This is a genomic window from Salmonella sp. SAL04213 (genome assembly GCF_046550535.1).
In the GTDB taxonomy this organism is placed as follows: Bacteria; Pseudomonadota; Gammaproteobacteria; order Enterobacterales; family Enterobacteriaceae; genus Salmonella; species Salmonella enterica.
Genome location: NZ_JBGDXS010000006.1, coordinates 138140 through 154100, shown reverse-complemented (window position 1 = coordinate 154100; position 15961 = coordinate 138140). Strand labels below are relative to the sequence as shown.

Below are 15961 nucleotides of genomic sequence, written 5' to 3'. Positions count from 1 at the left end.
AAACTACTCTATATTATGACCGTATGTTTCCTGAATAGCAGGCAAAAAAGTGTTAACCTTGCGCCTCTGGTACGATTTCATTACGCCTGTCGCGCCATGTTGCGTAAATAAATGCCGCAATAAACACGATGGCAAATAATACCACGATGGTCGGCGCTGGCGCGCTATCAAGATAAAAAGACAGATAGACGCCCGCAAAAGCGGTAATAACTGACAGACTCACCGCTAATCCCAGCGCGCGCGCAAAGCGTCGCGTCAGCAAAATGGCAATTGCGCCGGGGGCGATAAGTAGTGAGATTGACAGAATAATGCCCACCGATTTCAGCGTGGCGACGATAGTCAGCGCAATCATACATAGCAGGCCATAATGCAGTAGCGTGGTATTCAGCCCGCTGGCTTTCGCCTGGTGCGGGTCAAAAGCGTGTAGCAGGAGATCTTTCCATTTCAGCCCAATGATTAACGCAATACCCAGTGCAATAACTGACGTTTGTACGATATCCCCCAGCGATACGCCCAGCATATCCCCAAACAGGATGTGATCCAGATGCACTTCCGATTGAATAGAAACATAGAGCACCAGACCTGCGCCAAACATCCCGGAAAAGACGATGCCCATCACCGTATCACGTTTGATGCGGCTGTTATCGTCCAGATAGCCGGTCGCGATAGCGCAAAATAATCCGGCAATGAAGGCGCCAATCGCCAGGGGGATCCCCACAATATATGCCAGCACGACCCCGGGGAATACCGCATGACTCATTGCATCGCCCATTAACGCCCAGCCTTTTAACACTAAAAACACGGACAGTAAGGCGCAGGGAATCGCCACAATGACCGAAACCATAAGGGCGTTCACCATAAAATCAAACTGAAAGGGTTCCAGTAACGTTGTTAAGAACATGTCGGCTCCTTCTGCAGGCGGGCGCGTCGACGGTTGGCTAACAGACCGTGTTTCGGGGCGAAAATAAAGGCTGTGATGAACAGTAAGGTTTGCATGACGACAATAATTCCACCCGTGGCGCCATCCAGCCAGTAGCTAAGCCATGCGCCCAGAAAACTGGTCAGGCTGCCAATCACGACGGCAATCATGAGCAGACGTGGAAAACGGTCGGTGAGTAACCAGGCCGTCGCGCCCGGCGTGACGACGAGACAGATCACCAGGAACGCCCCAACGGTTTGCAGGGCCGCCACGGTAGAGACGGACAATAGAGTGAAAAACAACAGCTTTAGTCGACCCGGATTAAGCCCGATAGAACGCGCATGGGTTTCATCGAAAAAGACGACCATCAGATCTTTCCACTTTAACAGCAGAATCGTCAGCGAGACTGCGCCGATAATCGCCAGTTGCGCAATATCCGCTGGCGCGATCGCCAGCACGTTGCCGAGAATAATCGTCTGGATATTCACCGACATCGGATTGAGCGACACCATAAAAAGGCCGACGCCAAAAAAAGAGGAGAAGATAAGCCCGATAATCGCGTCTTCTTTCAGGCGTGAGCGTTGGTTAAGAAAGAGCATACTGCCTGCCGCCAGTCCGCCGGAAAGAAACGCGCCGAGCGAGAAAGGCAGCCCTAACATCCAGGCGCCAGCGACGCCAGGCACAATAGAGTGAGATAGCGCATCGCCAATGAGCGACCAGCCTTTGAGCATCAAATAGCAGGAGAGAAACGCGCACAGACCGCCCACCATCGCGGAGACCCACATCGCGTTGAGCATATACTGGTAGCCAAACGGCTCAACAAGCCAGTTCATGACGATTTTCCTCCGCTGGCCACGCGCCGGGAAATAAAGGGGCGCTCGTCATCGGTGATGATGTGCTCTTCGCCTCCGCTTAGCGCGATATGACGTAGAACGCCGCTAAACGCCTGTTCCAGATTCGCGGCGGTAAACGTGGTTTCGGTAGGGCCGCTGGCCAGTACGGTTCCTTTAATCATTACCGTATAGTCGCAAAACTCGGTGACGGAGCCGAGATTATGCGTTGAGACCAGCATCGTGCGGCCTTCATCGCGCAGTTCCCGCAGTAGATCGATGATTCGCGCTTCGGTTTTTACATCCACGCCGGTAAAAGGTTCATCCAGCAGGATTACCTGTCCATCCTGAGCGATGGCCCTGGCAAGAAACACACGTTTTTTCTGCCCGCCGGACAGCTCGCCAATCTGCCTGTGACGATATTCCTGCATATCCACCCGCGCCAGCGCGGCGTCAACACAGGCGTGATCATGCGCAGTGGGACGGCGTAGCCAGCCCATATGGCCGTAGCGTCCCATCATCACCACATCTTCTACCAGCACCGGAAATGACCAGTCCACTTCTTCCGATTGCGGAACATAAGCAATGAGGTTTTTTTTCAGCGCCTTGTTGACTGACTGTTGCAGGATAGTGATATCGCCCTGCGCAAGATGCACAAAGCCCATTAACGCTTTAAATAACGTAGACTTACCGGAACCATTTACGCCTACCAGCGCGGCGATTGAACCGCCAGGCACCTGAAAAGTGGCGTCCCGTAGGGCGGTATGACCGTTGCGATACGTCACCGTGACTTGATCAACGGTAATCGCAGATTGACTCATTGTTGACTCCTCAGTCCGTCGTTAATGCCGTTGACGATGGTTTCGGTCGTGACGCGCAGCAGATCCAGATAGGTTGGCACAGGGCCGTCAGCGGCGCTCAGAGAATCGACATACAGCACGCCGCCATAATGCGCGCCGGATTCACGCGCGACCTGACGGGCCGGTTTATCGGAAACCGTACTCTCGCTAAAGATGGCGGGAATATGGTGCTTTTTAATGGTATCAATCACTTTACGCACCTGTTTTGGCGTCCCCTGTTGATCGGCGTTAATTGGCCAGAGATAAAGCTCTTTCATGTCATTATCGCGCGCCAGGTAAGAGAACGCGCCTTCACTGGTGACCAGCCAGCGCTGATCGGCGGGAATTTTTTCCAGCTCGGCACGCAACGGATCGGCCATCTGGCGAATTTTCGCTTTATAGCGTTCGGCATTTTGCTTATAGATCTGCGCATTATCCGGATCGTACTTCACCAGGGCGTCGCGAATGTTATCGACATAAATCAGCGCGTTTTCTGCCGACATCCAGGCGTGCGGGTTCGGTTTACCGTTATACGGGCCTTCGGTAATGCCCATCGGTTTGACGCCGGTGGAGACGACGACTTCCGGCACGCCGGAAAGGTGCTGATAAAAGCGGGCGAACCATCGCTCCAGGTTCAGACCATTCGCGAGGATAAGCTGTGCCCCCTGCGCTCGTTTAATATCGCCGGGCGTTGGCTGATACTCATGGATTTCAGCGCCGGGTTTGGTAATCGAGCTGACTTCCGCTGCGTCGCCCGCCACGTTTTTCGCCATGTCGGCAATAACGGTAAACGTGGTGATGACTTTAAATTTCTCTTTTGCATAGGCTGGCGATAGCGCGAGTATCGCGACAATACCGGCAATCAGGAGTGTTTTCAGACGATGTAGATTCGTCATAGTATCCCTCGCAACAATGTGGTTAATTAATCATCGAATATAGCCTTTGCTATGTTATATAGCACAAGGCATGAATAAATGAAAATAATTCTTATTTGCGAAATGGCGACGATATGCAGTGATAGTGCTAAAGAGGGATAAGGTGTAAAATAAATACACCTTAATGTTCGGAGAGAGCACGATGCCTGGTAAACGTATCGCTCGTGAAAAACTGACGATCAAAAAAATGATCGCGCTGTATGAAAGCCAGTGCCCACAGGCGTCAGCGGTGCAGGGGCATTACGAGGCGCTGTTCGCCTACGCGCAAAAACGTCTTGATAAATGCGTATTTGGCGAGGAAAAACCCGCCTGTAAGCAGTGCCCGGTGCACTGCTATCAGCCGGCTAAACGCGAGGAGATGAAGCAGATTATGCGTTGGGCAGGTCCGCGAATGCTTTGGCGGCATCCTGTCCTGACCGTGCGGCACCTTATCGACGATAAGCGCCCCGTTCCGGAATTGCCGGAAAAATATCAGCGCAAGAAGTGAAGGGGAAGCGCCAGGCCTACGGCGCGCATCATCTCCTGGCCGGATCAGATCCGGCAACCCGTTACGCTAACGCGTCTTTATCAATACCCAATCGCTTCATACGCGACAGCAGGGTGGTTCGTTTAAGCCCCAGACGCTGCGCCGCGCCTTTTGGTCCAGCCACTACGCCATTGGTCTCTTTCAGCACGCGTATAATAAGCTGATATTCATCTTCGCCTTCTTTGGCGCTTTCAGTTGCAACAGGCGAGGTATCGGGCGTTACGGCGGTAATATCCGGCAGCGACAGTTGTAGCACATTGCCGCGCGTCAGCAGCACGGCGCGCTCGACGACATTCTCCAGCTCGCGAACGTTCCCCGGCCATTCCATGCTGCTGAGCGTGCGCAGCGTTTCGGCGGGAATGCTGTCGATATTACGCCCCATTCGGCGGGCGATTTTGAAAGTGAACGCTTTGACCAGTAGTGGAATATCTTCCGGACGTTCGCGCAACGGAGGAAGCTGGATCGGAAAAACATTCAGCCGATAGTAGAGATCGTTACGGAATTCGCGATCGGCGACCATTTTTTTCAGATCGCGGTTAGTCGCGGCGATCAGCCGCACGTCGGTCTGGATCAGTTTATTGCTGCCGAGACGTTCAAACTCTTGCTCCTGAAGGACGCGCAGCAGCTTAGGCTGTAGCTCCAGCGGCATGTCGCCCACTTCATCCAGAAACAGCGAGCTTTTATCCGCCAGCTCGAAACGGCCAATCCGCTGCGCGCTGGCGCCGGTAAACGCGCCGCGCTCATGACCAAACAAATCGCTTTCCAGCAGCCCCGCCGGCATCGCGGCGCAGTTCATCTTTACCATCCTGCGCCCGCTACGTCCGCTCAGGTTGTGAATGGCGCGGGCAATCAACTCTTTACCGGTTCCCGTTTCGCCCAGAATCAGCACGGTACTGTCGCTCTGCGCCACCATCTCAACCTGCTTTAGCACGTTGTACATCGCTTCGCTGCGTCCGATGATCTCGCCAAACTCGCTGTCGACGTTATTAAGCTGCTCCGTGAGCGCCAGGTTTTCGTCGACCAGGCGTTCCTTCAGTCGGTGGATTTCCTGATAGGCCAGCGCATTATCCACGGCAATGGCTACCCGTTCGGCAATCTGACGCAGCAGCTTGAGGTTGGCGGTGGTAAACACTTTTTCTTCGCACTGCGCCAGTTTGAGCACGCCAAGCATCGTCTTGCCGGACATCAACGGCAGCAGGCAAAGCGTCTGGATCTGATTGCCCCAGGTATCGAACAGCATGCGTTCGTAGGGGGCAAGCGGATCGCGTTCGTTGAGGTTGATAAGCAGCATCTCTTTACTTTTAAAGACGCGCTCCGTGAGCGTGCCGGCCTCGTCGACTTCGCTCTGTTCGTGCGCCGGATGATGCTCATCAAGATAGTGGGTGGAGTAGATATTCAGCTTATTTTTGCGATGGCTGCGCAACACAATGCTGATTGCGTCGATATTGAAATAGTGGTGGATCTCTTTTGCGACTTCGCTTACCAGTTCATCAATATCCAGACGCGACAGGACGGCGTTGGTAATCGCAACCAGAATACGGAAGTTATCGCGTTCGCGGCACAACAAATCATAATCGACATTATTGTTTACCCGGTTTTGAATTTGCTCGGCGACCACGCCGACAATTTGGGTAAACGTATGCAGACGGTCATATTCCTTTTCACTCCAGGGACGATCTTCCTGACGGATGAATTCGCAGCCGCCGAAAATACGGCCCTCCGCGGCTAAAGGAAGCAGACAGTAATGACCAAATTCAGGGTAGAGGCCGCTCGCGGCAAGTTGCGGCCAGGTTTCGGTAAACTCATGGAAATTACAGTGCAATGCATCGGGGCGAGAAAGGATGCGACGTACCGGGCCGTGCGCCAGTACGGTTTCATCTTCATATTCAACAGGACGGCCATTTTCTCGCGTCGCATAATATTGTGCGCGTTGCGACTGCGCCTGCCATAGCATAATGCCGGCGCTGTCGGCGAGCGCTGAACGCTTTACCAGTTGCGAAAGCGCTTCACTGAGCGACGCCAAATCGGGCTGCTGCAATAAGGTACGAGTGATATCGAACAAGCCTTGCTGTCCAAGATCGCTCATGGGTGTATACGACATGTTGCTTTTCCAGGAAAATACCGCAAAACGGTGCGAAAACGGTAAATGAATTATAGGTATAAGTCGTAAGTTATTGCCGGATGGCTGACCGCAAACTCGCTGGTCACACACTCCGTAGGCCTGATAAGCAAAGCGCCATCAGGCGTTAATGCAGCGTTAATGCCGGATGTCGACGCAAATGCGTCTTATCCGGCCTACAGTATGCTGCCAACAGGCTGCTAGCATATACGAGGTAATGGTTCGGCGTGTGGCAAATCAAGGGTTCGCTTCACGCCATAGAGTCCGGCTAAGCGAACGCCTTTGCGTTCCACGACTTCGCCAATCAGCGCCGCATCACGTCCCAGCGGATGCGCGCGTAATGCCGCCAACGCCCGATCTGCGGCCTGCCGTTCAACGGCAATCACCAGTTTTCCTTCGTTGGCAAAGTTCAGGGCATCCAGCCCCAACAGCTCGCAGACGCCGCGCACGGCAGGTTTGAGCGGCAGTGCGGATTCGGACAATTCAATACCGTAACCGCAGGACGCCGCAAACTCATGGGCGACCGCATTCACGCCGCCGCGCGTGGCGTCACGCAATGCCTTCACTCCGTCAATATGACGCAGCGTCTGAATTAGCGGCGTTAATACTGCGCAGTCGCTCGCCAGCTCGCCATCCAGTCCCAGTTGCTCACGCAGGTTGAGAATAGTGGCACCGTGATCGCCAAGCGTACCGCTGACTAACAGCACATCGCCAACGCTCAGCGTTTGCGCGCCCCAGTGAATATCGGCGGGAATCGCCCCCATGCCGGCAGTGTTGATAAATAATTTGTCCGCCGCGCCGCGCTGCACAACTTTGGTGTCGCCGGTTACAATGGCGATACCCGCTTCCCGCGCGGTCGCCGCCATGCTATTGACCACGCTTTTTAACGTCTCCATCGGCAGCCCTTCTTCAAGGATAAAGCCGCAGGAGAGATAGCGGGGGATCGCGCCGCTCACCGCTACGTCGTTCGCCGTACCGCAAATCGCCAGTTTGCCGATATTGCCGCCGGGGAAAAAGAGCGGATCGATCACATAGCTATCGGTAGAAAACGCCAGACGGTCGCCCTCCGCCGTCAGTTGCACCAGCTCCAGACGCGCCTGATCTTCTTGTTCCGCCAGCCACGGGTTGGCAAAGGCCTCCATAAACAGGCTATTAATCAACTGTTGCATAGCCTGGCCGCCGCTGCCGTGGGCGAGTTGTATATTGTTCAAACTTCACACTCCTGCTGACGATACTGATACCAGGCGGCGCATGCGCCTTCGGAAGAGACCATCAGCGCGCCGAACGCGGTCTCTGGATTACATGTTTTACCAAATAGCGGGCACTGATGCGGCTTGCATCTGCCGGTCAGCACTTCGCCGCAGCGGGCGCGCGGATCGTCATAGACCTGTTGCGGCGCTGGGCGGAAATGCGCTTCGGCGTCAAAGCGCTGATACTCTGGCGTCAGGTGGACGCCGGAGGATTCAATCACGCCCAGGCCGCGCCACTCGCTGTCGCCATTAACGCAGAACACATCGGCGATGGCCTGCTGCGCCAGCATGTTTCCGGCATCCGGCACCACGCGACGGTATTGGTTTTCAACCTGGCTTAGGGCCGCTATTTTCTGCTCAACCAGCATGACCACGCCTTGCAGTAGATCAAGCGGTTCGAATCCAGCCACCACCAGCGGGCGATTAAAATCGGCGGCGATAAACTGGTACGCCTCGGTGCCGATGACCATGCTGACGTGGCCTGGCGCAAGAAAGGCGTCAATGCCGTTGTCCGGCTGCTCCAGTAGGCTACGCAGCGTCGGGATCAGCGTAATGTGCTGGCAGAAAAAGTAGAAGTTTTGCACGTCACGCTGTTTTGCCTGCTGTAGCGTGATGGCGGTGGTCGGCATGGTGGTTTCAAAGCCCAGCCCGAAAAATACCACTTTGCGGGTCGGGTTATCCTGCGCCAGCTTCAGCGCGTCCATCGGAGAGTAAACAATACGGACATCCGCGCCGCGCGCTTTAGCCTGCAACAGCGAACCCTGTTTCCCCGGCACGCGCATGGCATCGCCAAAGGTGCAGAAAATCACCTCCGGATGGCTGGCGATTTCCACGCAACTGTCGATACGTCCCATCGGCAGCACGCAGACCGGACAACCGGGGCCGTGAATAAACTCCACGTTTTCGGGCAGTAACTGATCGAGACCAAATTTAAAAATTGCGTGGGTATGACCCCCGCAGACTTCCATAATGCGCAACGGACGTTCGGCAGTGTAAGGAAGAAGGGCGGCGCGTTCACGCAGGTGTTCAATGAGCTGCATTACCTGTTCCGGCGCACGGTACTCGTCAACAAAACGCATTATCTCTCCTCACCATACAGCAGTGCGCCGACGTCCGGCTCAACATCAAACATAATTTGTAGCGCGTCGAGCGTGTCGCGCGCTTCCGCTTCGTTAATGACGCTCATGGCGAATCCGACATGAACCAGCACCCACTGACCCAGACGCGGCTGACCGTTTTCATCACAACTGCCGACTAATGTGAGATCGACGTCGCGCTGAATGCCGCAGACGTCAACTTTTGCCTGATTGCCGTCAATGGCGCGGATTTGACCCGGCACGCCTATGCACATCGCTGCGCCTCCAGCCAGGCCAGCCACTGATCCATGCCTTCGCCGCTGGTGGCGGAAATCAGGATAATTTCAATCTCCGGGTTCACTTCACGCGCGCTGGCGATGCACTTCTCAACGTCAAAATTGAGGTAGGGCAGCAGATCGACTTTATTGAGCAGCATGAGCGACGCAGCGGCAAACATATGGGGATATTTCAGCGGCTTATCTTCACCTTCGGTCACGGAAAGCACTGCGACTTTATGCTTTTCGCCCAGATCGAAGCTGGCCGGGCAGACAAGATTACCGACGTTTTCGATAAACAGAATACCATGGTCATCCAGCGGCAGGCGCGGCGCGGCGTCGGCGATCATTTGCGCGTCAAGATGGCAGCCTTTACCGGTGTTGACCTGAATGGCGGGCGTGCCGGTAGCGCGGATGCGGGCGGCGTCGTTCACTGTCTGCTGGTCGCCTTCAATCACCGCGCACGGTACACGGTCTTTCAATTTCATTAGCGTTTCAGTCAGCAAGGTGGTTTTACCGGACCCGGGGCTGGACACCAGGTTGAGCACCAGTTGCTGGCGGGCGGCGAAACGGGCGCGGTTGCGCTCAGCCAGACGATTATTTTTGTCCAGCACGTCGATTTCAACCTCCAGCATCCGCCGCTGACTCATACCAGGCGCGTGGGTTCCGGCTTCGCCGTGGCCGTAATGCAGATCGCCTTCTGCGGTCTGACTTGGGGCAAAGTCAGGCGTTTTAATGCCGGTAATATTCAGCGCCGGGCGAGCCGCTGGGGCAAAGGGCGCGCTACGAAACGCTGAGTGCGGATTATGTTCATCGCCTTCTATATAAAGGTTGCCTTCAGCGCAACCGCAAGTCGTACACATCGCTTACTCCTGATCTTTTTCTTGTTACAGGCTTTCTGCCGGATGGCGACGCGAGCGTCTATCCGGCATTAATCTTCAGTTTCATCAATCTCTATGCGCCGAATTTGTAAGCCGTCATCGGCCACAATTCGCAGTGTATCGCTATGACATTGCGGACAACGACGTACACGGTGGGTTAACAACGTGACATATTGTTGACAATGCTCACACCAGCATTCGGCTTCCTGTTCTTCGAGGTGCAGTTTACAACCTTCTGCTATCGTGCCGCGGCATACCAGATCAAAACAAAAGGAAAGAGCGCTGGTTTCCACGCAAGAAAATGCGCCAATTTTGATCCAGACGGCTGTCACACGTTTTGCACCGTATGCTGAAGCCTGTTGTTCAATCAATTCCAGTGCCCGTTGGCAGAGGGTGATTTCGTGCATATCGCCTCCCGTAGTGGTTGCCCCTGTAAAGCAATATTTATGCCAATATTTGTATCCCCTGGCAGGTTAATGTCGACGATGACGAAATGACATGTCGTCACCGCGTCGAAACGGCAGTAACTGCGCTCGTCTGCCATTAAAAACAACAAGTTAAAAATTGGCATGGAAAATGCTTAACGCAGGCATCTCTGTTAAACGGGTAACCTGACATGACTATTTGGGAAATAAGCGAAAAGGCCGATTACATCGCGCAACGGCATCGTCGCCTACAGGACCAGTGGCATATTTACTGCAACTCGCTGGTTCAGGGGATCACCCTCTCGAAAGCGCGCCTGCATCACGCAATGAGCTGCGCGCCGGAAAGGGATCTTTGCTTTGTCCTGTTTGAGCACTTTCGTATTTACGTCGCGTTGGCGGATGGTTTTAACAGCCACACCATTGAGTACTACGTTGAAACCAAAGATGGCGAAGATAAGCAATTGATTGCACAGGCGCAGCTCGATATCGACGGCAAGGTTGATGAACGGGTTAACAACCGCGATCGCGAGCAGGTGCTGGAGCACTATCTGGAAAAAATCGCCAGCGTTTACGACAGCCTCTATACCGCTGTAGAAACCAACTCGCCGGTTAATTTGCGTCAATTGGTAAAGGGACACAGCCCGGCGGTATAAGCCTGAGGCGTTGCCCGCTTTGATTCGCGATGTGGCGTTGCGCCATGTCATGAATGTTTTGGGGATGGGCGTGTCGATAAGTGTCGAAAATGACATTTCAACGGCATGTTTTCGTCAAAAATGACAATCACCTGAGGAATGCCTGGTGAATCGTTTTGTAATTGCTGACTCCACTCTCTGTATCGGCTGCCACACCTGTGAGGCCGCCTGTTCAGAGACGCATCGCCAGCATGGCCTGCAGTCAATGCCGCGCCTGAAAGTGATGCTGAATGAAAAAGAATCTGCGCCGCAGCTTTGTCACCACTGTGAAGATGCGCCATGCGCCACGGTATGCCCGGTTAACGCGATTAATCGCGTTGACGGCGCTGTCCAGCTTAATGAAAGCCTGTGCGTGAGCTGCAAACTGTGTGGTATTGCCTGTCCGTTTGGCGCTATTGAGTTTTCCGGCAGCCGTCCGCTGCATATTCCAGCGAACGCCAATACGCCGAAAGCGCCGCCCGCGCCGCCAGCGCCTGCGCGCGTCAGTACGTTGCTCGACTGGGTGCCGGGCGTACGCGCTATCGCGGTGAAATGCGACCTGTGCAGCTTTGACGAGCAAGGCCCGGCCTGTGTGCGGATGTGCCCGACTAAAGCGCTACACCTGGTGGAGAACACGGATATCGCCCGCGCCAGCAAACGTAAACGTGAGCTGACGTTTAATACCGATTTTGGCGATCTCACCTTGTTTCAGCAGGCTCAGAGTGGGGATGCATAATGAGTTCACTTTCACTGATTACTAGCGGCGTCGCGTGGTTTGCCGCCGCCGCCGTTCTGGCGTTTCTGTTTTCGTTTCATAAAGCGCTGAGCGGCTGGATTGCCGGTATCGGCGGCGCGGTCGGCAGCCTGTGTACGGCAGGCGCGGGGTTCACCGCGCTGACCAGCGCCGTTACGGTGAGCGGCGTGATGCCGTTTACCGGTCACATGCTGCAAATTACGCCGCTGAATGCTATCTGGCTGATTACGCTGGGGCTGTGCGGCCTGTTCGTCAGCCTGTTCAATATCGACTGGCATCGCCATCCACAGGTAAAAGCCAACGGACTGTTGATCAACCTGCTGATGGCGGCAGCCGTCTGCGCCGTGGTCGCCAGTAACCTGGGGACGATGGTGGTGATGGCGGAAATCATGGCGCTCTGCGCCGTGTTCCTCACCGGCGGTAGCAAAGAGGGCAAACTGTGGTTTGCGCTGGGCCGTCTCGGTACGCTGCTGCTGGCAATCGCCTGCTGGCTGGTGTGGCAGCGCTACGGCACGCTGGATCTGGGGCTGCTGGATCAACGCGCTCAGCAACTGCCGCTGGGCTCCGATATCTGGCTGCTCGGCGTTATCGGCTTCGGTCTGCTGGCCGGGATTATCCCGCTACACGGTTGGGTGCCGCAGGCGCACGCCAACGCCAGCGCTCCCGCCGCCGCGCTGTTCTCGACCGTGGTGATGAAAATCGGGCTGCTGGGCATTCTCACGCTATCTCTGCTTGGCGGCAATGCGCCGCTGTGGTGGGGCGTGGCGCTGTTGGTGCTTGGGATGATCACCGCCTTTGTCGGTGGTTTGTACGCGCTGATGGAGCATAACATTCAGCGCCTGCTGGCCTATCACACGCTGGAAAATATCGGCATCATTTTGCTCGGTCTGGGCGCAGGCGTTACCGGGATTGCTCTCAATCAGCCGGTACTGATCGCGCTGGGTCTGACCGGCGGGCTCTATCACCTGCTGAACCATAGCCTGTTCAAAAGCGTGCTGTTTCTGGGCGCGGGCAGCATCTGGTTCCGTACCGGTCATCGCGATATCGAAAAACTGGGCGGTATTGGTAAACGGATGCCGGTTATTTCTATCGCCATGCTGGTCGGTCTGATGGCGATGGCCGCGCTGCCGCCGCTGAACGGCTTTGCCGGCGAGTGGGTGATTTACCAGTCCTTCTTCAAACTGGGCAACAGCGGCGCATTTGTTGGTCGTCTGTTAGGACCGCTGCTGGCGGTTGGCCTGGCGATTACCGGCGCGCTGGCGGTGATGTGTATGGCGAAAGTGTATGGCGTGACGTTCCTTGGCGCGCCGCGCACGAAGGAAGCTGAAAATGCCAGCTGCGCGCCGATCCTGATGGGCGTCAGCGTGGTGGCATTGGCGATTTGCTGCGTACTGGGCGGGGTTGCCGCGCCGTGGCTGCTGCCGATGATTTCCACTGCGGTACCGTTGCCGCTGGAAACCGCGCACACCACCGTATCGCAGCCGATGATCACGCTGCTGTTGGTCGCCTGTCCGCTACTGCCGTTCATCATTATGGCGATGTTCAAAGGCAACCGTCTGCCGTCGCGTTCTCGCGGCGCGGCCTGGGTGTGCGGCTACGACCATGAGCAGTCGATGGTGATTACCGCGCACGGTTTCGCCATGCCGGTGAAAGAGGCCTTTGCCCCGGTACTCAAACTGCGTAAGTGGCTCAACCCGGTATCGTTGATTCCGGGCTGGCAGAACGCGGCGGCCGCGGGGCTGTTCCGTCGTCTGGCGCTGATTGAGCTGGCGGTGCTGGTGGTGATTGTGGTTTCACGAGGAGCCTGAAAATGAGTGTGTTTTATCCGTTAATTCAGGCGCTGGTGCTATTTGCCGTTGCGCCATTGCTGTCCGGTATTACTCGCGTGGCGCGCGCCCGTCTACACAATCGCCGAGGGCCGGGCGTGTTGCAGGAGTACCGCGACATTATCAAACTGCTCGGTCGTCAGAGTATTGCGCCCGCTGATTCCGGCTGGGTTTTTCGCCTGACGCCGTTTGTGATGGTCGGCGTGATGCTGACTATCGCCACCGCGCTGCCGGTCGTCACCGTTGGATCTCCGTTGCCGCAACTGGGTGATTTAATCACCCTGATTTACCTGTTCGCCATCGCGCGCTTCTTCTTCTCTATTGCAGGCCTGGATACCGGCAGCCCGTTCACCGCGATCGGCGCCAGCCGTGAAGCGATGCTCGGCGTGCTGGTGGAGCCGATTCTGCTGCTGGGTCTGTGGGTCGCCGCGCAGGTGGCGGGTTCAACTCATATCAGCAATATCGCCGATACCATTTATCACTGGCCTGTCGCGCGCAGTATTCCGCTGATTCTGGCGCTGTGCGCCTGCGCCTTCGCCACCTTTATCGAAATGGGCAAGCTGCCGTTCGACCTGGCGGAAGCGGAGCAGGAGTTGCAGGAAGGGCCGTTGACCGAATACAGCGGTAGCGGCTTTGCGGTGCTGAAATGGGGCATCAGCCTTAAGCAACTGGTGGTGCTGCAAATGTTCGTCGGCGTGTTTCTGCCGTGGGGACAGATGGAAACCTTCAGCGCAGGCGGACTGTTGCTGGCGCTGGTGATTGCCGTCGTCAAGCTGATTGTCGGCGTACTGGTGATCGCCCTGTTTGAAAACAGCATGGCGCGACTGCGTTTTTGCGCCACTTCACGCGTGACCTGGGCCGGTTTTGGGTTTGCGTTTTTAGCCTTCGTCTCCTTGCTGGCGGCGTGATTTAAGAGAGTTTGAGCATGTCTGAAGAAAAATTAGGTCAACAATACCTTGCGGCGCTGCACCAGGCGTTTCCGGGCGTCGTGCTGGACGAAGCCTGGCAGACCAAAGATCAGCTGACTATTACGGTAAAAGTGAACTATCTGCCGGAAGTGGTGGAGTTTCTTTACTACCAGCAGGGTGGGTGGCTGTCGGTGCTGTTCGGTAATGACGAACGCCAGTTGTGCGGCCACTATGCCGTTTATTACGTGCTGTCGATGGAGCAGGGCACGAAGTGCTGGATTACCGTTCGCGTTGAAGTAGATGCCAATAAGCTGGAATTCCCATCCGTTACGCCGCGCGTGCCGGCTGCCGTGTGGGGTGAGCGCGAAGTACGCGACATGTACGGTTTAATCCCGGTCGGTCTGCCGGACGAGCGCCGTCTGGTGCTGCCGGACGACTGGCCGGATGAACTCTATCCGCTGCGTAAAGACAGCATGGATTATCGTCAGCGCCCGGCGCCGACCACCGATGCGGAAACCTACGAGTTCATTAACGAGCTGGGTGACAAGAAAAATAACGTGGTGCCGATTGGCCCGCTGCATGTCACCTCCGATGAACCGGGCCACTTCCGTCTGTTCGTCGATGGCGAAAACATTATCGACGCCGACTACCGCCTGTTCTACGTCCACCGTGGTATGGAAAAACTGGCGGAAACCCGCATGGGTTATAACGAAGTCACCTTCCTGTCGGATCGCGTGTGTGGTATCTGCGGCTTCGCGCACAGCACTGCCTACACCACTTCCGTGGAAAACGCGATGGGCATTCAGGTGCCGGAACGTGCGCAGATGATCCGCGCTATTCTGCTGGAAGTGGAACGCCTGCACTCGCATCTGCTCAACCTTGGCCTGGCCTGTCACTTCACCGGCTTTGACTCCGGCTTTATGCAGTTCTTCCGCGTGCGTGAAACCTCCATGAAAATGGCGGAGATACTGACCGGGGCGCGCAAAACTTACGGACTGAACCTGATCGGCGGGATTCGCCGCGATCTGCTCAAAGAGGACATGATCCAGACCCGTCAACTGGCGCAGCAGATGCGTCGTGACGTGCAGGAGCTGGTGGACATGCTGCTGAGCACGCCGAATATGGAACAGCGTACCGTGGGTATCGGTCGTCTGGACCCGGAAATTGCCCGCGACTTCAGTAATGTCGGCCCGATGGTGCGCGCCAGCGGTCACGCCCGCGACACCCGCGCCGACCACCCGTTTGTCGGTTACGGTCTGCTGCCGATGGAAGTACATAGCGAGCAGGGCTGCGATGTGATTTCTCGTCTGAAAGTCCGTATCAACGAAGTTTACACCTCGCTGAATATGATCGATTTCGGTCTGGATAATCTGCCGGGCGGCCCGCTGATGGTGGAAGGCTTTACCTATATTCCGCACCGTTTTGCGCTCGGCTTCGCTGAAGCGCCGCGTGGCGATGATATCCACTGGAGCATGACTGGCGACAACCAGAAGTTGTACCGCTGGCGCTGCCGTGCGGCGACCTACGCCAACTGGCCAACGCTGCGCTATATGCTGCGCGGCAACACCGTTTCTGATGCGCCGCTGATCATCGGTAGCCTCGATCCTTGCTACTCCTGTACCGACCGGATGACCGTGGTCGATGTGCGTAAGAAGAAGAGCAAAGTCGTGCCGTACAAAGAACTTGAGCGCTACAGCATTGAGCGTAAAAACTCGCCGCTGAAATAA

At 55.9% G+C, this 15961-nt stretch carries 16 protein-coding genes; 6 read left to right on the top strand and 10 right to left on the bottom strand.

From position 1 onward, the window contains the following. Positions 1–52 precede the first annotated feature (52 nt). The 4 genes from sitD to sitA are packed head-to-tail and all read right to left on the bottom strand — an operon-like array spanning position 53 to position 3484. Entirely contained in the window at positions 53–901 is an 849-nt protein-coding gene (gene sitD / locus ACLJPQ_RS15970; RefSeq protein WP_000480208.1) for an iron/manganese ABC transporter permease subunit SitD, read from the bottom strand. Beyond that, a complete protein-coding gene (gene sitC, locus ACLJPQ_RS15965; protein ID WP_001104336.1) occupies positions 892–1752 on the bottom strand; it encodes an iron/manganese ABC transporter permease subunit SitC in 861 nt (286 codons plus the stop codon). The genes sitD and sitC overlap by 10 nt, the downstream gene beginning before the upstream one ends. Further along, the gene (gene sitB, locus ACLJPQ_RS15960; protein ID WP_000083153.1) at positions 1749–2570 is read right to left on the bottom strand and encodes an iron/manganese ABC transporter ATP-binding protein SitB; all 822 of its coding nucleotides are present in this window, start codon (positions 2568–2570) and stop codon (positions 1749–1751) included. The genes sitC and sitB overlap by 4 nt, the downstream gene beginning before the upstream one ends. Beyond that, on the bottom strand, positions 2567–3484 hold the full coding sequence (gene sitA, locus ACLJPQ_RS15955; protein WP_000182930.1) for an iron/manganese ABC transporter substrate-binding protein SitA: 918 nt from the start codon (positions 3482–3484) through the stop codon (positions 2567–2569). The genes sitB and sitA overlap by 4 nt, the downstream gene beginning before the upstream one ends. A 181-nt stretch (positions 3485–3665) precedes the next feature. Between sitA and ACLJPQ_RS15950 the strand changes: the two genes are divergently transcribed. Continuing rightward, a complete protein-coding gene (locus ACLJPQ_RS15950) occupies positions 3666–4010 on the top strand; it encodes a nitrous oxide-stimulated promoter family protein (protein ID WP_001117944.1) in 345 nt (114 codons plus the stop codon). Between the two features lie 61 nt (positions 4011–4071). Here the strand turns inward: ACLJPQ_RS15950 and flhA are convergent, their stop codons facing one another. The 6 genes from flhA to hypA all read right to left on the bottom strand — a co-directional run bounded on the left by flhA (position 4072) and on the right by hypA (position 10057). Further along, on the bottom strand, positions 4072–6150 hold the full coding sequence (gene flhA, locus ACLJPQ_RS15945) for a formate hydrogenlyase transcriptional activator FlhA (RefSeq protein ID WP_080184753.1): 2079 nt from the start codon (positions 6148–6150) through the stop codon (positions 4072–4074). A gap of 218 nt (positions 6151–6368) precedes the next feature. Continuing rightward, positions 6369–7379, bottom strand: coding sequence for a hydrogenase expression/formation protein HypE (gene hypE, locus ACLJPQ_RS15940; protein ID WP_080184752.1), 1011 nt, complete (start codon positions 7377–7379; stop codon positions 6369–6371). After that, a complete protein-coding gene (gene hypD, locus ACLJPQ_RS15935) occupies positions 7376–8497 on the bottom strand; it encodes a hydrogenase formation protein HypD (RefSeq protein ID WP_001212956.1) in 1122 nt (373 codons plus the stop codon). Before hypD ends, hypE begins: the two co-directional genes overlap by 4 nt. Continuing rightward, positions 8497–8769 (bottom strand): hydrogenase 3 maturation protein HypC, encoded by a 273-nt coding sequence (gene hypC, locus ACLJPQ_RS15930; RefSeq protein ID WP_193627514.1) that lies wholly within the window; start codon positions 8767–8769, stop codon positions 8497–8499. Before hypC ends, hypD begins: the two co-directional genes overlap by 1 nt. Next, positions 8760–9632 carry a hydrogenase nickel incorporation protein HypB gene (gene hypB / locus ACLJPQ_RS15925; RefSeq protein ID WP_000337636.1) on the bottom strand — a complete coding sequence of 291 codons (873 nt, stop codon included), beginning with the start codon at positions 9630–9632 and terminating at the stop codon, positions 8760–8762. The genes hypC and hypB overlap by 10 nt, the downstream gene beginning before the upstream one ends. A gap of 68 nt (positions 9633–9700) precedes the next feature. Then, on the bottom strand, positions 9701–10057 hold the full coding sequence (hypA, locus tag ACLJPQ_RS15920; protein WP_000544461.1) for a hydrogenase maturation nickel metallochaperone HypA: 357 nt from the start codon (positions 10055–10057) through the stop codon (positions 9701–9703). Positions 10058–10266: 209 nt separating this feature from the next. Between hypA and hycA the strand changes: the two genes are divergently transcribed. The 5 genes from hycA to hycE all read left to right on the top strand — a co-directional run bounded on the left by hycA (position 10267) and on the right by hycE (position 15961). Beyond that, complete coding sequence (gene hycA, locus ACLJPQ_RS15915) at positions 10267–10728, top strand: formate hydrogenlyase regulator HycA (RefSeq protein WP_000158074.1); 462 nt, start codon at positions 10267–10269, stop codon at positions 10726–10728. 145 nt (positions 10729–10873) lie between these two features. Continuing rightward, the gene (gene hycB, locus ACLJPQ_RS15910) at positions 10874–11482 is read left to right on the top strand and encodes a formate hydrogenlyase subunit HycB (RefSeq protein ID WP_001079164.1); all 609 of its coding nucleotides are present in this window, start codon (positions 10874–10876) and stop codon (positions 11480–11482) included. Then, the gene (gene hycC / locus ACLJPQ_RS15905) at positions 11482–13308 is read left to right on the top strand and encodes a formate hydrogenlyase subunit 3 (protein ID WP_079820561.1); all 1827 of its coding nucleotides are present in this window, start codon (positions 11482–11484) and stop codon (positions 13306–13308) included. The genes hycB and hycC overlap by 1 nt, the downstream gene beginning before the upstream one ends. Positions 13309–13310: 2 nt before the next feature. After that, positions 13311–14234, top strand: coding sequence for a respiratory chain complex I subunit 1 family protein (locus ACLJPQ_RS15900; RefSeq protein WP_000110563.1), 924 nt, complete (start codon positions 13311–13313; stop codon positions 14232–14234). Between the two features lie 17 nt (positions 14235–14251). Continuing rightward, positions 14252–15961 (top strand): formate hydrogenlyase subunit HycE, encoded by a 1710-nt coding sequence (gene hycE, locus ACLJPQ_RS15895; protein ID WP_001288155.1) that lies wholly within the window; start codon positions 14252–14254, stop codon positions 15959–15961.